Source organism: Paenibacillus sp. strain BS8-2 (assembly GCF_054483835.1).
Genome location: NZ_CM137010.1, coordinates 2388091 through 2410392, shown reverse-complemented (window position 1 = coordinate 2410392; position 22302 = coordinate 2388091). Strand labels below are relative to the sequence as shown.

The window sequence follows — 22302 nt, the reverse complement described above, 5'->3', positions numbered from 1 at the left end:
TCAACAATCATTCTCTACCAATCAATCGATTGAACGCCTTGGAACAAGGTTGCCATATAGAGCTTCTCGCCTTGTACATCGACATCCGTTACGGGATAACCTACCTTGACGGAGATCAGCAGCAGCCGATCCGACACGTAGGCTAACGAATACAAACCTTGATCCGTGCAGACAAACACATCCCTGCCCTTGCTCGTTACGGAGAAAATAAATTTGCCTCCGAACGAAATCCGGTCGAACCGTCCTTTTTTATCCCCGACAAGCAGCTCTCCCTGATCACTTGCACCAATGAGATGCCCCTGAAACACCGCCAGACTGCATACCCGCCGATTAAGCTCAAATTCAGCCCACTCATCCATGAAGCGGTCATATAAGGAGATGCCGGACTCATGTCCGACAATGACATATTGAGGAAGATTAATGAAATCATAAATTCGTTTGCCTTCGCATGCGAGCAAGCCCCACTGGCTTCCTGTACGCATCCAGAGTCCGTTATCCGTTGCCGCATACTGCGCACCGCCAATATTACGATACTGGTGACACGGCAATGTCAAACCGTCGTTCTCCCAATACTCGCCCATCCATTCAAACAATCCTTGGTTCGTGCAGGCATGTAACAGCTCATGTTGAAACTGAAGTCGATGAATACATGCCGTGTCCGGCAGACCCTCATCGAGCTTGCCCCAGTTGGAATTTCCGTCTATTTCATATACACCATATCCAACAGAGCCCGCATATACGCCGTATGGGGTTGCCTTCACCGACGAGAATGGGAACAACAGCCAGTTCCATGGCTTCTGGGTATCCGTTCGCATTGTTTAGCGTCTCCTTAACAGTGATAATGATTATCAATTTCTTATATATGATAACGATTCTCAATTATTTTGTCAATGCCTGGATAAGTCTGAATCTGAACGGCGGACTTGCTGACTTACGCCCATTTTTCGAAAAATGGTTACTCGCCTACACAATATAGCCCCTGAACCCAGTCACCCACGCCCATCGATTCGTAAGATGGATAAACAACTAGGAGGTGCTTACCCTGAAAGAATCTTCGAAGAGGAAACGTCGTTCCGTCAAAAAACAACTTGTATTCGTAAGCCGATACAGCGGCGGGAAGTCCCCAAAACATACGCATAAAAGAAAAAAAAGAATTATTGTAAAAACATCAGGCGGCGGACACTGCCACCACGGTGATCTCGTCGGACCAACGGGACCAACAGGACCAACAGGCGCGACAGGCGAGATTGGGCCAACAGGACCGCAGGGTGATCGAGGGAAAAAAGGCGATGACGGCGATCGCGGCAAACGCGGCCGTACAGGCGACACTGGTCCGACAGGACCTGCTGGACCGACAGGCTCAACAGGCGCTACCGGACCAGCAGGCGGTCCTCCGGGTCCTACCGGCAATACCGGTGCCACGGGCGCTCAGGGACCGATTGGACCGCAAGGTCCGCAAGGCACTCAGGGAGCTATTGGTCCACAAGGTCCGCAAGGCATCCAGGGTGATGCCGGTCCACAAGGTCCGCAAGGCGCGGTTGGACCCCAAGGTCCTCAGGGGCCACAGGGACCTCAGGGGCCTCAAGGCAATGCCGGACCGGTAGGCGCACAAGGACCGCAAGGACTCCAAGGAGCTACTGGTTCTACGGGCGCCACAGGCGCAGCCGGCGCACAAGGACCGGCCGGTCCACAAGGTCCTCAGGGCTTCCAGGGCGTCACCGGTGCAACAGGTACAACGGGGGCGACAGGCGCAACCGGGCAGCAGGGTCCTATCGGACCGCAAGGTCCGCAAGGCGAAGCTGGACCGCAAGGCTCTGAAGGGCTCCAAGGACCAGCGGGTCCTCAAGGCCCGCAAGGCGCGCAAGGTCCAATTGGCGCCACAGGCGCGGACGGTGCCGCTGGCGCGACCGGCGCGACGGGTGCCACGGGCGCGGACGGCGCTGCTGGCGCGACTGGCGCCACAGGTGCCACGGGTGCGGATGGCGCCGCTGGCGCGACGGGCGCAGACGGCGCCGCTGGCGCGACGGGCGCGGATGGCGCTGCTGGTGCGACTGGCGCCGCTGGTGCGACTGGCGCCACGGGTGCCACGGGCGCGGACGGCGCCGCTGGCGCGACGGGTGCCACAGGTGCCACGGGCGCGGACGGCGCCGCTGGCGCGACGGGCGCGGATGGCGCTGCTGGTGCGACTGGCGCCGCTGGTGCGACTGGCGCCACGGGTGCCACGGGCGCGGACGGCGCCGCTGGCGCGACGGGTGCCACAGGTGCCACGGGCGCGGACGGCGCTGCTGGTGCGACTGGCGCCACAGGTGCCACGGGCGCGGACGGCGCCGCTGGCGCGACGGGTGCCACAGGTGCCACGGGCGCGGATGGCGCCGCTGGTGCGACTGGCGCCACTGGTGCCACAGGTGCGGACGGCGCTGCTGGTGCGACTGGCGCCACAGGTGCCACGGGCGCGGACGGCGCCGCTGGTGCGACTGGCGCCACGGGCGCGGATGGCGCGGATGGCGCGGATGGCGCGACTGGCGCCACAGGTGCCACAGGTGCGGACGGCGCCGCTGGCGCGACTGGTGCCACGGGCGCGGATGGCGCGACTGGCGCCACGGGTGCGGACGGCGCGACTGGCGCGACGGGTGCGGACGGCGCGACTGGCGCCACGGGTGCGGACGGCGCGGACGGCGCGACTGGTGCAACTGGCGCCACGGGCGCGGATGGCGCCACGGGCGCGGATGGCGCGGATGGCGCGACTGGCGCAACTGGCGCCACGGGCGCGGATGGCGCGGATGGCGCGACTGGCGCCACAGGTGCAGACGGAACGACTGGTGCGACTGGCGCCACGGGTGCCACAGGCGCGGACGGCGCGACTGGTGCTACAGGCGCCACAGGTGCAGGTGCAATTATCCCCTATGCATCCGGACTCCCGATTGTGCTCACATCCGTGTTAACTGGTTTGGCAGATACTGTAGGTTTGGTTGGGTTTGGATCCAGCGCACCAACTGCCTTACTTCTAGGCAATACGTTAGACTTAACTGGCGCAGCTGGAACATTGCTGAATTTCGCATTCTCTGTTCCTCGTGACGGGACGATTACCTCCATTGCAGCCTTCTTCAGCACGACCGCTGCCCTATCGCTAGTTGGTTCAACGATAACCGTCCACGCTCAGTTATTTAGCTCTACAACACCAAACAATACGTTTACGTCAATACCGGGGACGGATGCGATCCTATCTCCTCAACTCTCAGGCATCGTCACTATTGGCCAAATTACTGATGCGCTCGTAACTGGACTTGCGATACCTGTAACAGCCGGAACCCGCTTAATCCTAGCTTTCTACATTACTGCCAGTGGCATCAGCCTCGCCAATGTAGTAGCAGGATACGGTAGCGCAGGAATCACGATAGATTAATGTAAACATCTTTAAAAAAGTAACAGGCCAGTTCATCGGAATTGGCTTGTTACTTTTTTTATTATTTTTTCAAGATTATTATGGTTCTGCATTCGAATGGCAGTTATCATCTCACCCATTTCCAAAGCATACACTCTCAATTCTCTTAAAACATTGCCTACTTGTAGCTGTCCAATTCATAACTTTGGTGCTTATACTTTTACAACTAACCAGGGTATAGTGGTCTACAAGTATTGCAAATTCAATGAAATGTACATTCATCCATTTTTATACAAGTGCATGAGTCTACCAGCTAACGTACACACCAGTATGCGAATCTCCTCGTAATATGGAGAAGATTATAAGGAGGTGTTCCAACTGGATAAGTCATCAAAGAAAACTAGACTCATCAAACTAGTAAATAAACGATCCAAAATAACAAAGAGTCCCAAAAGCATTCACACCAGCTCCTCTTACAAACACGGTAAAAAGAAGAAATGTTGTAAAAAGAAAGTTTGCGGTTGCAAGAAAAAAGGGCACAGAAGAATTACCGTTATCAAAAGATGCAGGGGGCCTGTGGGGCCAACGGGGCCGACTGGACCGACTGGACCACAAGGCGAACGCGGACCTCGTGGACACAAAGGAGATGACGGACCTCGCGGACGTGATGGTGCTACTGGAGCTACTGGATCAACAGGAGCTACAGGCGCTACCGGACCGGCGGGTGCTACTGGATCAGCGGGTGCTACGGGCGCTACTGGATCACCAGGAGCTACGGGCGCTACCGGACCGGCGGGTGCTACTGGATCAGCGGGTGCTACGGGCGCTACTGGATCACCAGGAGCTACTGGCGCTACCGGACCGGCGGGTGCTACTGGATCAGCGGGTGCTACGGGCGCTACTGGATCATCAGGAGCTACGGGCGCTACCGGACCGGCGGGTGCTACGGGCGCTACTGGACCTGCTGGACCTGCCGGTGCTGACGGAGCTACAGGCGCTACCGGACCTGCTGGACCTGCCGGTGCTGACGGCGCAACAGGAGCAACGGGACCTACTGGACCTGCTGGCACTGACGGTGCTACGGGCGCCACTGGACCTGCTGGCGCTGACGGGGCTACGGGCGCCACTGGACCTGCTGGCGCTGACGGGGCAACTGGCGCCACTGGACCTGCTGGCGCTGACGGGGCGACTGGCGCCACTGGACCTGCTGGCGCTGACGGGGCAACTGGCGCCACTGGACCTGCTGGCGCTGACGGGGCGACTGGCGCCACTGGACCTGCTGGCGCTGACGGGGCGACTGGCGCCACTGGACCTGCTGGCGCTGACGGGGCAACTGGCGCCACTGGACCTGCTGGCGCTGACGGGGCAACTGGCGCCACTGGACCTGCTGGCGCTGACGGGGCGACTGGCGCCACTGGACCTGCTGGCGCTGACGGGGCGACTGGCGCCACTGGACCTGCTGGCGCTGACGGGGCGACTGGCGCCACTGGACCTGCTGGCGCTGACGGAGCGACTGGCGCCACTGGACCTGCTGGCGCTGACGGGGCAACTGGCGCCGATGGTGCTACTGGACCGACTGGTGCTGATGGTGCGACGGGCGCCACTGGTGCCGATGGTGCGACTGGACCTACGGGCGCTGACGGTGCGACAGGCGCCACTGGCGCCGATGGCACTGATGGTGCCACAGGAGCCACGGGGGCCACTGGACCTGCTGGACCAGCGGGAGCTGATGGTGCAACGGGACCGACTGGTCCTACTGGCACAATAGAAGGTGTTCTCTTCAACGTAATAGGTGAAGTTGGAGCGGCTACCGTTGAGGTTGGCGAAAACCTTATTTTCGAATCTGACACCCTTGATATAACAGTTACCCAAGGTTCTGCAATAGTACGCATTGAGAATACTCTTAGCGGAATTACTGGACCGACGGGCGCTACTGGTCCTACCGGCGCTGACGGCGTAACTGGACCAACTGGCGCAACTGGGGCTACCGGAGCTGACGGTGCTACTGGAACTACGGGTGCCGACGGCGCGACTGGGGCCACTGGCGCTGATGGCGCAACTGGACCTACTGGTGCGACTGGGGCCACCGGAGCTGACGGTGCTACTGGACCTACGGGCGCCGATGGCGCAACAGGTGCCACTGGCGCAACAGGTGCCACTGGCGCTGACGGCGTAACTGGACCAACTGGCGCAACTGGGGCTACCGGAGCTGACGGGGCTACTGGAACTACGGGCGCCGATGGCGCAACAGGTGCCACGGGTGCCGACGGCGCGACTGGGGCTACCGGAGCTGACGGGGCTACCGGAACTACGGGCGCCGATGGCGCAACAGGTGCCACGGGTGCTGACGGCGCTACAGGTGCCACTGGCGCTGATGGCGCAACCGGACCTACCGGACCGACGGGCGCCGACGGCGCGACAGGAGCCACGGGTGCCGATGGCGCGACAGGTGCCACTGGTGCTGACGGCGTAACTGGACCTACGGGCGCGACTGGGGCTACCGGAGCTGACGGTGCTACTGGACCTACGGGCGCCGATGGTGCTACAGGTGCCACGGGTGCTGATGGTGCTACAGGTGCCACGGGTGCTGACGGCATAACTGGACCTACGGGCGCGACTGGGGCTACCGGAGCTGACGGTGCTACTGGACCTACGGGCGCCGATGGTGCTACAGGTGCCACGGGTGCTGACGGCGCGACTGGAGCCACAGGTGCTGACGGCGCGACTGGAGCCACAGGTGCTGACGGCGCTACAGGTGCCACTGGCGCTGATGGCGCAACCGGACCTACCGGACCTACTGGACCGACAGGTGCCACGGGTGCTGACGGCGTAACTGGTCCAACTGGCGCAACTGGGGCTACCGGAGCTGACGGTGCTACTGGACCTACGGGTGCTGACGGCGCTACAGGTGCCACTGGCGCTGATGGCGCAACCGGACCTACCGGACCGACGGGCGCCGACGGCGCGACTGGAGCCACGGGTGCCGATGGCGCTACAGGTGCCACTGGTGCTGACGGTGCGACAGGTGCCACTGGCGCCGATGGCGCAACCGGACCTACTGGACCGACAGGCGCCGACGGCGCGACTGGAGCCACGGGTGCCGACGGTGCTACAGGTGCCACGGGTGCAGACGGTGCTACAGGTGCCACGGGTGCAGACGGCGCGACAGGTGCCACTGGCGCTGATGGCGCAACCGGACCGACGGGCGCCGACGGCGCGACTGGAGCCACGGGTGCCGATGGCGCGACAGGTGCCACTGGCGCCGATGGCGCAACCGGACCTACTGGACCGACAGGCGCCGACGGCGCGACAGGCGCCGACGGCGCGACTGGAGCCACGGGTGCCGACGGTGCTACAGGTGCCACGGGTGCAGACGGCGCGACAGGTGCCACTGGCGCTGATGGCGCAACCGGACCGACGGGCGCCGACGGCGCGACTGGAGCCACGGGCGCCGACGGCGCGACTGGAGCCACGGGTGCCGATGGCGCGACAGGTGCCACTGGCGCCGATGGCGCAACCGGACCTACTGGACCGACAGGCGCCGACGGCGCGACTGGGGCCACTGGTGCTGACGGTGCGACAGGTGCCGACGGTGCAACTGGCCCTACCGGACCGACAGGGGCTGATGGTGCAACGGGACCTACCGGACCAACAGGGCCTACGGGAGATAGTGTCGGAGAAAATGGCTTCTCCGCATCTCGTTCAGCTGCTTCTATTTCTGCAAGTGGGCAACTTGCTGGATGGGTTACGACTTCCCCACCTTATTATAGCGATCCTTCATTCGATGCTACTACTGGAACATTCACTGCTCCGGCAACGGGAAGATACTCGATAAAAGCTACAATAACTTATATGACTACAGCTGCCGTTTCGATTTCTTTAGGAGCCGGTATCAATCCAGCCTTCACCGTAACAAATATCACTACAGCGACTAACATGATTTCCGGATTGTTCCCATTACTAAACGTCAACGTAGCGCTGGTCCTCACGCTCAGAACTGTACTAGGCAACGGTACTGTGACACTTTCCGGTGATGTCGAGCTGACTGCTGGTGACTTAGTAGGTTTGTTCTACCTCTCAGACGGCCTGACACTTACTCTAGATTTAGGAGGAACCGAAGCTCCAGTAACTTGGTCAATTCATCAAATCGCATAATCCGCTTTATCTCAAACAAGCTCGGCAATGGAATCCATTGCCGAGCTTTTTAAGTGAAGCAAGTGGGCTCTCCCCTCTTCTTCCTATGTTCTTACTGCAAAAAATGTTCCCACTCTATCTCGACCAACATACACTGATTGGGCTAGTAATTATTGGGGTGAAGCGGACATGAGTCGGACGAAATTCAATAAGGTCTGCTGCTCGACAACTATACTTAACAAGTTACGCAGACAACAACTTGGGCGAAAAGAGGTTAATAAGAACTGCCCAAAAGCTTCTAAAAAATGCTGCATTGTCGGGCCGACAGGAGCAACAGGACCGACTGGTCCTACAGGATCTGCTGGAATAAAAGGAAAAAAAGGAAAATCCGGCGCAACTGGTGGAACCGGCCCCACGGGGCCTACCGGCTCTGATGGTGCGACGGGGATCACTGGACCAACGGGCGCTGATGGTCCAACTGGTGCGACTGGACCTACTGGATCAACAGGTGTCGATGGCCCAACAGGCGCGACAGGGCTCACTGGCGCTGATGGTGCTACCGGCGTGACGGGGCCTTCCGGACCGACAGGTGCCGATGGCGCGACCGGTGCTACTGGACTGATGGGTGTCGACGGTGCGACCGGACCGACGGGACCCACCGGGCCAACTGGCGCTGATGGCGCTACCGGGCCCACTGGACCAACAGGCGCCGCTGGCGCTACCGGTGCTACTGGACCGACGGGTGTCGACGGAGCAACTGGAGCTACCGGGCCCACTGGACCAACAGGCGCCGATGGTGCGACCGGAGCTACTGGACCAACAGGCGCTGACGGCGCGACCGGTGCTACCGGACCAACAGGCGCTGATGGCGCTACCGGTGCTACTGGTCCGACAGGCGCCGATGGCGCTACCGGTGCTACTGGACCAACAGGCGCTGATGGCGCTACCGGTGCTACTGGTCCGACAGGCGCCGATGGCGCTACCGGTGCTACTGGACCGACGGGCGCTGACGGTGCGACCGGTGCTACTGGACCGACAGGTGCCGATGGCGCTACCGGTGCTACTGGACCGACGGGCGCTGACGGCGCTACCGGTGCTACTGGACCGACGGGCGCCGATGGTGCTACCGGTGCTACTGGACCGACAGGTGCCGATGGTGCGACCGGTCCCACTGGACCAACAGGCGCCGATGGTGCAACCGGAGCGACCGGTTCTACTGGACCGACAGGTGCCGATGGCGCTACCGGAGCTGCTGGACCAACAGGCGCTGACGGCGCGACCGGTGCTACTGGTCCGACAGGTGCCAACGGCGCTACCGGCGCCACAGGTCCCACCGGACCAACTGGCGCTGATGGCGCTACCGGTGCTACTGGACCGTCGGGTGTCGACGGAGCAACTGGAGCTACCGGGCCCACTGGACCAACAGGCGCCGATGGTGCGACCGGAGCTACTGGACCAACAGGCGCTGACGGCGCGACCGGTGCTACCGGACCAACAGGCGCTGATGGCGCTACCGGTGCTACTGGTCCGACAGGCGCCGATGGCGCTACCGGTGCTACTGGACCAACAGGCGCTGATGGCGCTACCGGTGCTACTGGTCCGACAGGCGCCGATGGCGCTACCGGTGCTACTGGACCAACAGGCGCTGATGGCGCTACCGGTGCTACTGGTCCGACAGGCGCCGATGGCGCTACCGGTGCTACTGGACCAACAGGCGCTGATGGCGCTACCGGTGCTACTGGTCCGACAGGCGCCGATGGCGCTACCGGTGCTACTGGACCGACGGGCGCCGATGGTACTACCGGTGCTACTGGACCGACAGGTGCCGATGGTGCGACCGGAGCTGCTGGACCAACAGGCGCTGACGGCGCGACCGGTGCTACTGGTCCGACAGGTGCCAACGGCGCTACCGGCGCCACAGGTCCCACCGGACCAACTGGCGCTGATGGCGCTACCGGTGCTACTGGACCGTCGGGTGTCGACGGAGCAACTGGAGCTACCGGGCCCACTGGAGCTACCGGGCCCACTGGACCAACAGGCGCCGATGGTGCGACCGGAGCTACTGGACCAACAGGCGCTGACGGCGCGACCGGTGCTACTGGTCCGACAGGTGCCGATGGCGCTACCGGTGCTACTGGACCAACAGGCGCTGACGGTGCGACCGGTGCTACTGGACCGACAGGTGCCGATGGCGCGACCGGTACTACTGGAATGACGGGTGTCGACGGTGCGACCGGCGCCACAGGTCCCACCGGACCAACAGGCGCTGATGGCGCTACCGGTACTATTGGACCGACAGGCGCTGATGGCGCGACCGGTGCTACCGGACCGACGGGCGCCGATGGCGCGACCGGTCCCACCGGACCAACAGGCGCCGATGGCGCGACCGGTGCTACTGGTCCAACAGGTGCCGATGGCGTGACCGGTGCTACCGGACCGACGGGCGCCGATGGCGCGACCGGTCCCACCGGACCAACAGGCGCCGATGGCGCTACCGGTCCCACCGGACCAACAGGCGCCGATGGCGCGACCGGTGCTACTGGACCGACAGGTTTCAATGGCGCTACCGGTGCAACTGGACCGACAGGTGCCGATGGCGCAACCGGTCCCACTGGACCAACAGGCGCTGACGGCGCGACCGGTGCTACTGGTCCGACAGGTGCCGATGGCGCTACCGGCGCCACAGGTCCCACCGGACCAACGGGCGCCGATGGCGCGACCAGTGCTACTGGTCCGACGGGCGCCGATGGCGCGACCGGTGCTACTGGACCGACAGGTGCCGATGGCGCGACCGGTTCTACTGGACCAACGGGCGCCGATGGCGCGACCGGTGCTACCGGGCCAACAGGCGCCGATGGTGCAACCGGAGCGACCGGGCCCACTGGACCAACAGGCGCTGACGGTGCAACCGGAGCGACCGGGCCCACTGGACCAACAGGCGCTGACGGTGCTACTGGTCCGACAGGTGCCGATGGCGCGACCGGTGCTACTGGACTGACGGGTGTCGACGGTGCGACCGGCGCCACAGGTCCCACCGGACCAACAGGCGCCGATGGTGCGACCGGTGCTACTGGACCGACGGGCGCCGATGGTGCAACCGGAGCGACCGGTTCTACTGGACCAACAGGTTCCGATGGCGCAACCGGTGCTACTGGACCAACAGGCGCCGATGGCGCGACCGGTGCTACTGGTCCGACGGGCGCTGATGGCGCTACCGGTGCTACTGGTCCGACAGGTGCCGATGGTGCGACCGGTCCCACTGGACCAACTGGCGTTGATGGCACGACCGGTGCTACTGGACCGTCGGGTGTCGACGGAGCGACCGGGCCCACTGGACCAACAGGCGCCGATGGTGCGACCGGAGCTACTGGACCAACAGGCGCTGACGGCGCGACCGGTGCTACTGGTCCGACAGGTGCCAACGGCGCTACCGGTGCTACTGGACCAACAGGCGCTGACGGTGCGACCGGTGCTACTGGACCGACAGGTGCCGATGGTGCGACCGGTCCCACTGGACCAACAGGCGCCGATGGTGCAACCGGAGCGACCGGTTCTACTGGACCGACGGGCGCTGACGGTGCGACCGGTGCTACTGGACCGACAGGTGCCGATGGCGCGACCGGTGCTACTGGTCCGACAGGCGCCGATGGCGCTACCGGTGCTACTGGACCGACGGGCGCCGATGGTACTACCGGTGCTACTGGACCGACAGGTGCCGATGGTGCGACCGGAGCTGCTGGACCAACAGGCGCTGACGGCGCGACCGGTGCTACTGGTCCGACAGGTGCCAACGGCGCTACCGGCGCCACAGGTCCCACCGGACCAACTGGCGCTGATGGCGCTACCGGTGCTACTGGACCGTCGGGTGTCGACGGAGCAACTGGAGCTACCGGGCCCACTGGAGCTACCGGGCCCACTGGACCAACAGGCGCCGATGGTGCGACCGGAGCTACTGGACCAACAGGCGCTGACGGCGCGACCGGTGCTACTGGTCCGACAGGTGCCGATGGCGCTACCGGTGCTACTGGACCAACGGGCGCCGATGGCGCGACCGGTGCTACCGGGCCAACAGGCGCCGATGGTGCAACCGGAGCGACCGGGCCCACTGGACCAACAGGCGCTGACGGCGCGACCGGTGCTGACGGCGCAACCGGCGCTGATGGCACGACCGGTTCTACTGGTCCGACAGGTGCCGATGGCGCGACCGGGCCCACTGGACCAACAGGCGCCGATGGTGCGACCGGTGCTACTGGTCCGACAGGTGCCGATGGCGCGACCGGGCCCACTGGACCAACAGGCGCCGATGGTGCGACCGGTGCTACTGGTCCAACAGGTGCCGATGGCGCGACCGGTTCTACTGGACCGACGGGTGCCGATGGCGCGACCGGTGCTACTGGACCGACGGGCGCCGATGGCGTGACCGGTGCTACTGGACCGACAGGTACCGATGGCGCGACCGGAGCTGCTGGACCAACAGGCGCTGACGGCGCGACCGGTGCTACTGGTCCGACAGGTGCCAACGGCGCTACCAGCGCCACAGGTCCTACCGGACCGACGGGCGTCGATGGTGCGACGGGGCCCACCGGGCCAACTGGCGCTGATGGCGCTACTGGTCCGACGGGCGCTGATGGCGCGACCGGTGCTACTGGTCCGACAGGTGCCGATGGCGCGACCGGCGCCACAGGTCCCACCGGACCAACGGGCGCCGATGGCGCGACCAGTGCTACTGGTCCGACGGGCGCCGATGGCGCGACCGGTTCTACTGGACCGACAGGTGCCGATGGCGCGACCGGTGCTACCGGACCAACAGGCGCTGATGGCGCAACCGGTCCCACTGGACCAACAGGCGCTGACGGCGCGACCGGTGCTACTGGTCCGACAGGTGCCGATGGCGCTACCGGCGCCACAGGTCCCACCGGACCAACGGGCGCCGATGGCGCGACCAGTGCTACTGGTCCGACGGGCGCCGATGGTGCGACCGGTCCCACCGGACCAACAGGCGCCGATGGCGCGACCGGTTCTACTGGACCGACGGGCGCCGATGGCGCTACCGGTGCTACCGGACCAACAGGCGCCGATGGTGCAACCGGAGCGACCGGGCCCACTGGACCAACAGGCGCTGACGGTGCTACTGGTCCGACAGGTGCCGATGGCGCGACCGGTGCTACTGGACTGACGGGTGTCGACGGTGCGACCGGCGCCACAGGTCCCACCGGACCAACAGGCGCCGATGGTGCGACCGGTGCTACTGGACCGACGGGCGCCGATGGTGCAACCGGAGCGACCGGTTCTACTGGACCAACAGGTTCCGATGGCGCAACCGGTGCTACTGGACCAACAGGCGCCGATGGCGCGACCGGTGCTACTGGTCCGACGGGCGCTGATGGCGCTACCGGTGCTACTGGTCCGACAGGTGCCGATGGTGCGACCGGTCCCACTGGACCAACAGGCGCCGATGGCGCGACCGGTGCTACTGGTCCGACGGGCGCCGATGGCGCAACCGGCTCGACCGGTCCCACCGGACCAACGGGCGCCGATGGTGCTACCGGCCCGACGGGGCCTACCGGAACAACAGGTGCGACGGGTGCGACGGGTGCGACGGGCGCAACTGGTCCCAACTTTGCCACTAATGGATTTTCAGGACGTATCAACGCACTTACATTAAACACTACTGGGCAATTGACAAACTGGTCGACGGCAAGCCCGTATATCAGCAACGCCAACTTTAATGCAACCACAGGCGTCTACACTGTTCCAACGACTGGTAGATATTCGATTAAAGCAACTATAAATTATTCTACTGCCGCCACCATTACAGTTCAGCTTGGCGCTGGAATTATTCCCGCGTTTACTGTCAGAAGAATAACGCCGAGTACAACAGATTTGATCACCGGCATTTTCCCGGTCCTTAACGTCAGCATTGCATTGTTACTTACGCTTCGCACGATTCTTGGAAGCAGCTCTATCACCCTCGCAGGAGACGTTACGCTTAACGCAAATGATCAAATCGGTCTGTTCTATGAGGCTAATGGATTAACGATCAGCCTCTCCCTCGGCGGCGGCAGCAGCCAAGGGATCGTATGGTCCATTCACCAGCTTTCCTAATTCCATCGCCAAAAACCAAACAAATCAAACCCTCTCGACATCCAAGATTTCGAGAGGGTTTGATTTGTTTTCATTTGATTCCAATTCATTTGACTTCATTTCACTTAATTTGGTTTAAATGCTCATTCACACATGCTTCGCAAAACGAACAAGTCTAAAAAGGCATACTTAGCTTAAACTTAACGGTGACCGATTCACCTTGGAATCGCACTTCGCTTACCTGCACCAAATCTCCTGTCGGCAGATCCAGGTCAAACACGTACGTATCCAGCATATCAAGCGGGAGCTCTATCCCTTTCACCTTTAACGATTGCGGTCTAAGCGCCAGATTAGGATCCTGCCACTCCAGCTGATATTCTGCACGGACAGCCATCGGCACGAGATCGCGATAGGTAATGTTCATATTGGCGACCAGCCGATCTCCATCCAGATCGAACGAAGCACCATCCACGACAACATGGTCGTTTATGTTGGGATCGAGATTTTTTTTGATCAAGTTATTTATATCAACTTCAGTAAGTACAAGCTCCGGCTTCAGTTGCTTGACCATATCCGTGGCCTTCTGACGCACATCTATATTCTGATAGGATAAGTCCAGCTTCTCGTCAGGCGCAATATATGATAGCAGCCACCACAAACCGCCGGCAATAAGCAACAGCAGTAAGAGGAGAAGCCCCATTAGTCTCTTCAATGCTTTTCCCAATATTCCTCTCCCCTCTCTCTCGAACTATCACCCACGTCCATGAACAAAAGTGTTATAATGATTCTCAACTATGAACTAATTATAAGCTAGAAGGAAGGTTCCGTTCGTTATGAGCACTCAATCGTTGCAACGCATTGGTCTGGAGGAAATCGTGCAAGCGCACATGCATCTGAAGGATGTGGTCGTCCGCACGCCCTTACAATATAATCGCGTCTTGTCCGAGAGATTCGGCTGTCAGGTTTGGCTTAAGCGCGAGGATCTCCAAATTGTCCGTTCGTTCAAAATAAGAGGAGCCTACCATCTCATGCGCTCCCTGCCTCCCGAAGACCTCGCCAAAGGTGTCGTTTGCGCCAGCGCAGGCAATCATGCACAAGGCGTTGCCTACTCCTGTCAGACACTTGGTATTCCCGGCAAAATTTATATGCCTAGCACTACCCCACGGCAAAAAGTGAAACAAGTTTCCTTCTTCGGCGGTGATCAGGTCGAAGTCATTCTAACAGGCGACACCTTCGATGACGCTTATGCAGAAGCTATTGAAGAGAGCAAACGAAGCGGCATGGCGTTTATCCACCCCTTCGACGATCGCAAAATCATCGCAGGAAACGGCACCGTCGGCCAAGAGCTGATGGAGAAGGCAGACGCTGCTCCTGATTTCATCTTTGTTACGGTGGGCGGCGGCGGTCTGGCTGCGGGAGTAGCCTCCTATATCAAAATCGTCTCTCCCTCCACCCAAATCATCGGAGTCGAGCCCGAAGGCGCTCCTTCATTACGTGTCTCTCTTGATGCCGGAGAAGTTATCCCCTTGGAGCAGATCGACAAATTCGTGGACGGCGCTGCCGTCAAGCGAATAGGCGATCTGACATTCGCGATATGCCGCGACTTGTTGGATGATGTGATCACCGTGCCGGAAGGCAAAGTATGTACGACCATGCTGGATCTATACAACGAAAATGCCATCGTAGCCGAGCCTGCCGGGGCTCTGCCCATTGCAGCACTTGAGGCATACCGCGACCAGATCGCTGGCAAAAACGTTGTATGTGTTGTGAGCGGCGGAAATAACGACGTCGATCGCATGCAGGAGATCAAGGAACGTTCGCTTATTTACGAAGGCTTCAAACATTATTTCATGGTGAGCTTCCCGCAGCGTGCAGGCGCATTGCGCGAATTTCTGGATCAGGTGCTTGGGCCAAACGACGATATTACCCGCTTCGAATATACCAAAAAGTCAAACAAGGACAATGGCCCTGCTCTCGTTGGCATCGAGCTCAAACATCGTGAAGACTACAATCCTCTCATCGAGCGTATGTCCAAAAAAGGCTTTCAGTTTCTCGAGTTGAACAAAGATCCGGTCCTGTTCAACCTGCTTATTTGAACTTGCGATCGCGCTATGACCACGTTATCCTTCATAGTTGCTCCGAATTGAAACTCTCGGATCACAATGATGGGAGACGTGGTTATTTATTAGCATCACGCAACCCAACCTTACGCCCAAACGTATGTGAAATTCTACATACAATGCCCCTCGACCCAAGCACCCGGCCCAAACGTATGTAGAATTCTACATACAATGCCCCTCGAGCCAACCATACCGCCCCAACGTATGTGAAATTCTACATACAATGCCCCTCGACCATCATAGGATGTAAATCTTCACATCCAATCCCCGCTTACCAAGCATACGCCTTAGGCGCTTCTCCACCTGGACCGGGGAAAATCTCGTCGATCCGCGCCAAGGTTGCCTCATCCAGCTCCAACTCTACCGCCCTGAGTGAACGATTGAATTGATCCAAGGTTCGTACGCCTATGATCGGCGCTGTCACAGCCGGGTTCGAGAGCAGCCACGCGAGTGATACCAGATCCTCGGGTTCGCCTAACTCATCGCACAGCTTTGCGTACTCTTCGAGTTGCTTGCTGTGTTTGTCTACCCGCTTCTGATCCCCGCTCCTGCGACCGCCTTCCTTACGGCGATGGTTACCTGCGAGCAAACCTCCATCCAGCGGACTCCAAGGAATAACGCCTAGACCAAGCGCCTGGGATGCCGGCAATACTTCCAGCTCTGGCAGCCTGCACAACAAATTGTATTTGTGCTGCTCGGATACAAGCCCTAACACGCCTCTTGCCTTCGCTTCACCCTGTGCGACAGCAATATCCCATCCGGCAAAGTTGCTGGCGCCAACGTATCCGATCTTCCCTTGCTGCTGCGCCGTGCCGAACGCGCTCCATAGCTCGCTCCAATTCACGTTACGATCGACGTGGTGCATCTGGTAGAGCTCGATATGATCCGTCTGAAGCCGCTTAAGAGAGCCTTCGAGGTGTCGACGTATTTTGTAGGCGGATAAGCCTTGATCTCTGTTAGGACCGTCATACAAATCATGCATGTCGCCATACACTTTAGTAGCCAGCACCGTACGTTCTCTGCGACCCCCACCTTGCTTAAACCACTTGCCGATGATCTCTTCCGTACGACCTGCGTTTTCACCCCAGCCGTAGATGTTAGCGGTATCCAGAAAGTTGATTCCCGCATCCAGCGCGGCATCCATAATGCTGAAGGCTTCCTTCTCCTCGGTGTCGACGCCAAAGTTCATCGTTCCCAAGCACAGTCGGCTCACACGCAAGCCGGAACGGCCCAAATAAGCATACTTCATCCATCATCGCTCCTTCTCCATAGATCATCACTTTCTAAAGTAAGTATACAAAAAATAAATAAAGGATCCAAACTGCGTTCACTCACCAATAACATTCAGTTAATAGAATGGGATCAGGAGGTGTGCCCATGTTTTATGTATCCAATTCCCCACAGCCTAAACTATTGATCCTGTACGCTTCGTACGGCGAAGGGCATGTCCAAGCAGCGAGAGCCCTGCAAAGCGCCTTGGAGCGGCTTGGCAACAATCGAACCGTTCTTTGTGACTTAATGGCCGAATCACATCCTTGGCTTAGCGGGATGACCCGCAGATTCTATCAAAGCAGCTACACGCATATGCCCTATTTGTACGGGTGGATGTATGATGTGACCAAACCAATGAAACCTAATTCCTTATTCGGCAGCTGGCTGCATTCTTTTGGTCGTCATAAGATACGTCAAGTATTGATGGAAGAACGACCGGATGCCGTCATCTATACATTCCCGCTTTATGGGATGCCGCCAGCTTTCAAGAGAGAGCAGCTTTCACGTACCATCCCGTCTTATGCCGTCATAACAGACTTTGATCTGCATCGAAGATGGGTTCATCCTTATATAGATCGTTATTATGTAGCGACCGAGGATCTCAGCAACGAGCTGCGAGCGCTCGGGATCCCCGCCCAAAGTGTGCTTACCAGCGGTATCCCCTTAAAGCCAGGGTTCCAGCAGACTGCAGCTACACGTGAGCTGTATGACCATTACGGAATCGATCCTGCCAAAAAGGTTGTACTGATCATGACAGGCGCCCAAGGCGTCATGCCGGATGTGCCTCATCTTATCGATAGGCTGTTACAGCATTCCGATCTGCAGCTTGCCGTTGTATGCGGGAAGAACCAACGACTTCGTGAAGAGCTGAAGGATCAGTTCCCTGAGCAACGTACGAATGGACAATTGCATATTTTCGGCTATCTGCATGCCATCCATGAACTCATGTCGATATCCGACTGCTTAGTCACGAAGCCGGGCGGCATTACACTAGCCGAAGCGATTGCGACCGGTCTCCCTACCTTCGTCTATCGTCCCGTCCCCGGGCAAGAGAAACAAAATGCTCTCTATCTCGCTTCCAAAGGAGCCGCCTTTATCAAGAAGGATGCCGCTGCTCTGGCTGCAGCTGTACAAGAGCTGCTCTCAAGCCCCCAGAAGCTTGAGCTGTGTCGGACTAACATACGGCAGCTTCAAATCTCTTCGGCCTCAGCACCGAACTCCCATGGCAATTATTCGATATATGCGGGGGGTAGTGCGGCTGAATCCATTATTTTGGATATAATATCCAATATAGGTATAATGAAACGTACCTCTATTTTCTAGTCCGCAAAGGAGTCCTTACGGTGTCTATTCAGTCCAAACATTGGTTCGGGGCGGAGATGCGCCTCATTTCGGTTGTCATGTTCATCGTTGAATTTGTTCGTGGTGCCGTATTGGTTAGCCTGCTCCCCATCTATGGGGCAAATTCGCTAGGTCTGTCGCCCGATGTCATTGGCGCGGCCATCTCCGCTCACTATATTACGGATACCATCCTTAAGATTGCGATCGGATATTTGTTAGATCGATTCTCCGCGCGTCTCGTGGTACAGGTCAGTCTGATTATAGCGCTTGCCGGCGTTTATGTGCTTCAGTTCGCGGACGTGCCGTGGATGTTCATCGGTGCTGCCGCCATCTACGGGATCGGCATGTCACCTATATGGATTGTTTGTTTAACCAAGGTAACCGAGGAGCATCGAGCTACGCAGATGGGTTTTCTGTATACCATCTGGTTGTTTGGTCTAGGCAGCGGACCTATCGTCTGCAATATTCTTCTCGACTATAGTTCATCGCTGACTTACCTCCTGCTCGTGTTGCTTTCGGTGCTGGCCTGCCTCCTCTCCTTCTTTATGCGGAAACAGGATTCGCTGCCCAGTACAACACGTATCCCGCTGAAGCGGCAAGTTGTCGTGCTCAAAGATAGATTGTTCAAGATGCGACTGCTGTTACCGGGCATGATTCTGCAGACGATGGCCGCCAGCATGCTCATTCCAATCTTGCCCAACTTCGCAAGCGATGAGCTGGGACTAAGCGGTGCCCAATATTCGATCCTCCTCACAGCAGGCGGTTTATTTGCCGTTGGCGGTATGATTCCAATGGGCAAGCTATCGGACAGGCTAGGCGGAGGACGCTGGTTTCTGGTCATCGGCTTCGGGGCATTTGCCGCTGGCTTATATATCTTGGCATGGGGTCTGTCGTTCTGGTATTGTTTAGGTATCGCGGTCATTCTGGGTCTGTCATACGCAACCATATTGCCAACTTGGAACGCATTGCTGGCCTCATACGTACCTCCTAAACAAGAGGGCGTTGGCTGGGGGCTCTTGTCCACATTCGAAGGGATAGGCGTTATGATCGGTCCCCTTGTCGGCGGTGTGCTCGCGTTATGGGGCGGCGAATCGGCTGTGTTCTGGACAAGCGCCGTTATCTTTGCGCTTATCGGAATATTTTATGCTTCATTGAAGGGGATTGGGGCTAAATCATGAGTTCTTTGAGCACTTGGCAAGACTGGATTAACCATCTTAAGAATATGGATATCGACAGTATTCAGCGCACGCTCGAAAGTTATTCGCAATTCGGGCCTCTGCCCGGTCTTTTACTTCCGTTTATCGAATCTTTCCTGCCTTTCCTGCCACTGATTCTGATTGTCGCCGCGAACGCCAACATTTATGGACTTGGATTCGGCTTCTTATTCTCCTGGATTGGGGTTACTGCTGGCGCCATTTGTGTATTCCTGATTTGTCGTGCGCTAGGCAAAAACGTCAAAGACAGACTCATGAGGCGTTTCCCGAAATCTGCTCGTTTCTTTAATTGGATCGAACGACGCGGCTTTACACCTTTGTTTTTGCTTGCCTGTTTCCCGTTCACGCCATCCATCATCATTACAGTCGTATCCGGACTAAGCCGCGTACCATTCCATACGTTCTTGCTCGCCACCATCATGGGCAAAGCGGTTATGATCTTCTGCATCTCGCTCATCAGCTTCGATATCGGCAATCTCGTCGATGAGCCATGGCGCATCTTTGTCTCTATAACAGCAGTGCTGGTCATGTGGTTCGGGGGCAAAAGTCTCGAAAGCCGTTATCAGGTGAACGGATAAGGCAGGTGATGAGATGAACTGGATCGACATCGGGGCAACAACGCTTGTATTGCTGCTCGCTGGTGCGTTAATTAGCGCCATGTTCTTGATCATCCGTGTTGCCTCTGGCGACTCGGACAGCTCCAAGACGGTAAGGGATATGGTCGAGACGTTGTTCGGCACGCCTGCTCACCTGCGGAGCGGCACGGACAACTCGGATGAGCCATCTGCAGCTCAAGCGACCAACAAATCCTCCTCCGCTTCGTTCTCTGAACCCTGTCCCGCTTGCGGTGATACGGTCACCGAACGGGATGTTGTTTGTCCTTCTTGTGAACTCCGTCTCCTCTAGCTTGCATCCACGCACGCAACAAGCATTCATACATTGACACCTTCTGTGGCACACTAATGCCGATCTTCCTTGGGCAGATCATATTTCCTGACGAAGAAAGGGCGATATTGATGTCCGGCAAGCAACCATCGCATCTACAGAAAGCAGCAAGCAAAGCTCAGTCTCTGGCGGATCAGGGTGCTGCGAGCAAAAAAAAATCGCGTGAGCTCCAATCTGAGGCAGATCAAGCCGCAGTAACCAAACATGGCTTGTAGATTGTCGAGTGTACGTAATTGTGCAGCAATCCAACATGTTCCGCATAGGGGGATTACAACATGACGAACGAGAACAAGCATCAGCACCGTATGGAACCGATCTCCGGTGAACCTGTCGAGACGGATGGCGTCTATCGGAACGAATGGGGACGTGACGAACAACTGGAGCGCGGCGATGTATTTCCTGCCGATCCGATGTTGGGATCGACAGAGTGGAAGCAAGTCGAGCTTGAGTTCGATAATCATCATGCAGGCAAGACAGATCCGCGTCTCGTTCCGCATGACGATGATGATGATCCGGAGGCTCATATGCAGCATCCAAGACGACATACCAGCAGCAACAAACAAAGATAACAGAATGGCGGCGCCAGGGAGCATGTTCTCCCGCGGCGCCGCCATTTTTATTTGTATATTATGGGACGAATGAATCTGCTACCAACAACTCGCTCCTAGCGACTTCTACACCGTTGACCCACAACGTAACCGTGTGATTGCCCGCATAATGTTTGCGAGTGGTTAGATCGGCGAAGCGATGTGTACGCGTTCCTTCTATCCTCTTGCCTGAATCGAAGTATCGATCCGATAGCAGAAACCGTTTCAGCGACGTACTGCCTGATGACTTCACGAAATCAATGCCGTATTCGATACGCAGTTTCAGCGGTTGACCTTCTTCTGTCTCAACAGGCGTATAAGAGAAGCGCAGCTCTACGTCTTCGCCAATCGCTAATGAAGGACGAGACAGCTCGAGCGATGCATCTGTAACTAGAGGCTTAGCATCCTTACCTGTGTCTGCGTAGCCGAAAAGCTCCATAACAGCGGGCTCCGCTCGTTTGATCAGTGTACGGCATGCGTGCCTGACTATCCAATCGGTGCGTTCGTTATCTCCCTTCCACCTCTTGGCGATCTCGATGACCAACTCAGGATGATCCTTCACAATATCGTTGAGATGATTGGCAACACTCTTGCGCACATATAGAGACGTGTCCGCTTTCAGTCGTTCCAAGATTGGCAGCACAGGCGAAGGATCCCGCTTGAACATCGGCAAAGCCTGCGCCCATGGCAACCGCGGTCGCGATCCTTCGCTGGCTAACCTTCTGACATGCTCGCTTGGATGCTCCGCCCAGATAAGCAACTGCGTGACCATCTCTTCCGGTTGCTCCAGAATAAAGGGTCGTACAGCGAATTCTGCAGAAGAACGCTGCGTGAACCGCTCCAACGCTTCCATGGAATGATGGAAGTCGCCTTCTCCCCTGCCATACACTTCAACGAAGTCAGGGAAAAATAAATAAGGAAAACCAACGCAAGCCTCATCAACGAGATAAAGAACATCAAGTGCTTGGCGGTAATTATCCGGCAGTACTGCGCCGAGCGATTCTGTAATTCTGCGAGTTCTAGCCTTTAGTTCCAAGGCCTCCCAGTCACCAGCTCTCGTCAATCCGAGAAATTGTGCCTGATCGAATGCCGGCCATGCCTCGAACATCCGCTTTGCGAACTGCTCCAAGAACAGGCCATTATAGATTTCCTTCAACGGTTCTGCCATTGCGCTATTACCCCTATCCCGATCCCCAAAAAGAGATCGTATGTTCTTATATGAT

Annotated in this window: 14 protein-coding genes; 10 read left to right on the top strand and 4 right to left on the bottom strand. The window is 58.4% G+C overall.

Annotated elements, in window-relative coordinates:
- Positions 1 to 14 precede the first annotated feature (14 nt).
- Complete coding sequence (locus tag ACX1C1_RS10565; protein WP_458957035.1) at positions 15 to 815, bottom strand: hypothetical protein; 801 nt, start codon at positions 813 to 815, stop codon at positions 15 to 17.
- Positions 816 to 1033: 218 nt separating this feature from the next.
- Here ACX1C1_RS10565 and ACX1C1_RS10560 point away from each other — a divergent pair, with 218 nt between their 5' ends.
- From ACX1C1_RS10560 to ACX1C1_RS10550, 3 genes are all read left to right on the top strand, one after another.
- Entirely contained in the window at positions 1034 to 3403 is a 2370-nt protein-coding gene (locus tag ACX1C1_RS10560) for an exosporium glycoprotein BclB-related protein (RefSeq protein WP_458957034.1), read from the top strand.
- Positions 3404 to 3958: 555 nt separating this feature from the next.
- Positions 3959 to 7537 (top strand): beta strand repeat-containing protein, encoded by a 3579-nt coding sequence (locus tag ACX1C1_RS10555; protein WP_458957033.1) that lies wholly within the window; start codon positions 3959 to 3961, stop codon positions 7535 to 7537.
- A gap of 168 nt (positions 7538 to 7705) precedes the next feature.
- Positions 7706 to 13621: a hypothetical protein gene (locus ACX1C1_RS10550; protein ID WP_458957032.1), complete on the top strand. Its 5916-nt coding sequence runs from the start codon at positions 7706 to 7708 to the stop codon at positions 13619 to 13621.
- A gap of 154 nt (positions 13622 to 13775) precedes the next feature.
- Here ACX1C1_RS10550 and ACX1C1_RS10545 read toward each other — a convergent pair whose 3' ends face one another.
- On the bottom strand, positions 13776 to 14324 hold the full coding sequence (locus tag ACX1C1_RS10545) for a hypothetical protein (RefSeq protein ID WP_458957031.1): 549 nt from the start codon (positions 14322 to 14324) through the stop codon (positions 13776 to 13778).
- 109 nt (positions 14325 to 14433) lie between these two features.
- On the opposite strand from ACX1C1_RS10545, the gene ilvA reads away from it, so the two are divergent.
- Entirely contained in the window at positions 14434 to 15696 is a 1263-nt protein-coding gene (gene ilvA / locus ACX1C1_RS10540) for a threonine ammonia-lyase IlvA (protein WP_458957030.1), read from the top strand.
- 295 nt (positions 15697 to 15991) lie between these two features.
- Here the strand turns inward: ilvA and ACX1C1_RS10535 are convergent, their stop codons facing one another.
- Positions 15992 to 16969 (bottom strand): aldo/keto reductase, encoded by a 978-nt coding sequence (locus ACX1C1_RS10535; RefSeq protein ID WP_458957029.1) that lies wholly within the window; start codon positions 16967 to 16969, stop codon positions 15992 to 15994.
- A gap of 128 nt (positions 16970 to 17097) precedes the next feature.
- Here ACX1C1_RS10535 and ACX1C1_RS10530 point away from each other — a divergent pair, with 128 nt between their 5' ends.
- The 6 genes from ACX1C1_RS10530 to ACX1C1_RS10505 all read left to right on the top strand — a co-directional run bounded on the left by ACX1C1_RS10530 (position 17098) and on the right by ACX1C1_RS10505 (position 21061).
- A complete protein-coding gene (locus ACX1C1_RS10530; protein WP_458957028.1) occupies positions 17098 to 18315 on the top strand; it encodes an MGDG synthase family glycosyltransferase in 1218 nt (405 codons plus the stop codon).
- 20 nt (positions 18316 to 18335) lie between these two features.
- On the top strand, positions 18336 to 19511 hold the full coding sequence (locus tag ACX1C1_RS10525; RefSeq protein ID WP_458957027.1) for an MFS transporter: 1176 nt from the start codon (positions 18336 to 18338) through the stop codon (positions 19509 to 19511).
- Positions 19508 to 20125 carry a TVP38/TMEM64 family protein gene (locus tag ACX1C1_RS10520; RefSeq protein WP_458957026.1) on the top strand — a complete coding sequence of 206 codons (618 nt, stop codon included), beginning with the start codon at positions 19508 to 19510 and terminating at the stop codon, positions 20123 to 20125. The genes ACX1C1_RS10525 and ACX1C1_RS10520 overlap by 4 nt, the downstream gene beginning before the upstream one ends.
- A 13-nt stretch (positions 20126 to 20138) precedes the next feature.
- Positions 20139 to 20453, top strand: coding sequence for a zinc ribbon domain-containing protein (locus ACX1C1_RS10515; RefSeq protein WP_458957025.1), 315 nt, complete (start codon positions 20139 to 20141; stop codon positions 20451 to 20453).
- Positions 20454 to 20563: 110 nt separating this feature from the next.
- Positions 20564 to 20707, top strand: a complete 144-nt coding sequence (locus ACX1C1_RS10510; protein WP_458957024.1) for a hypothetical protein — start codon at positions 20564 to 20566, stop codon at positions 20705 to 20707.
- Positions 20708 to 20767: 60 nt separating this feature from the next.
- A complete protein-coding gene (locus tag ACX1C1_RS10505; RefSeq protein ID WP_458957023.1) occupies positions 20768 to 21061 on the top strand; it encodes a transposase in 294 nt (97 codons plus the stop codon).
- A gap of 58 nt (positions 21062 to 21119) precedes the next feature.
- Here ACX1C1_RS10505 and ACX1C1_RS10500 read toward each other — a convergent pair whose 3' ends face one another.
- Entirely contained in the window at positions 21120 to 22247 is a 1128-nt protein-coding gene (locus tag ACX1C1_RS10500; protein WP_458957022.1) for a DNA alkylation repair protein, read from the bottom strand.
- Between the last annotated feature and the right edge of the window lie 55 nt (positions 22248 to 22302).

Excerpts from the sequence above, each read along its gene's own strand:
- ACX1C1_RS10505 (WP_458957023.1), top strand. The coding sequence starts at position 20,768 with ATGACGAACGAGAACAAGCATCAGCACCGTATGGAACCGATCTCCGGT.
- ACX1C1_RS10500 (WP_458957022.1), bottom strand. The coding sequence starts at position 22,247 with ATGGCAGAACCGTTGAAGGAAATCTATAATGGCCTGTTCTTGGAGCAG.
- ACX1C1_RS10550 (WP_458957032.1), top strand. The coding sequence starts at position 7,706 with ATGAGTCGGACGAAATTCAATAAGGTCTGCTGCTCGACAACTATACTT.
- ilvA (WP_458957030.1), top strand. The coding sequence starts at position 14,434 with ATGAGCACTCAATCGTTGCAACGCATTGGTCTGGAGGAAATCGTGCAA.
- ACX1C1_RS10530 (WP_458957028.1), top strand. The coding sequence starts at position 17,098 with ATGTTTTATGTATCCAATTCCCCACAGCCTAAACTATTGATCCTGTAC.
- ACX1C1_RS10565 (WP_458957035.1), bottom strand. The coding sequence starts at position 815 with ATGCGAACGGATACCCAGAAGCCATGGAACTGGCTGTTGTTCCCATTC.
- ACX1C1_RS10510 (WP_458957024.1), top strand. The coding sequence starts at position 20,564 with ATGTCCGGCAAGCAACCATCGCATCTACAGAAAGCAGCAAGCAAAGCT.
- ACX1C1_RS10515 (WP_458957025.1), top strand. The coding sequence starts at position 20,139 with ATGAACTGGATCGACATCGGGGCAACAACGCTTGTATTGCTGCTCGCT.
- ACX1C1_RS10520 (WP_458957026.1), top strand. The coding sequence starts at position 19,508 with ATGAGTTCTTTGAGCACTTGGCAAGACTGGATTAACCATCTTAAGAAT.
- ACX1C1_RS10535 (WP_458957029.1), bottom strand. The coding sequence starts at position 16,969 with ATGAAGTATGCTTATTTGGGCCGTTCCGGCTTGCGTGTGAGCCGACTG.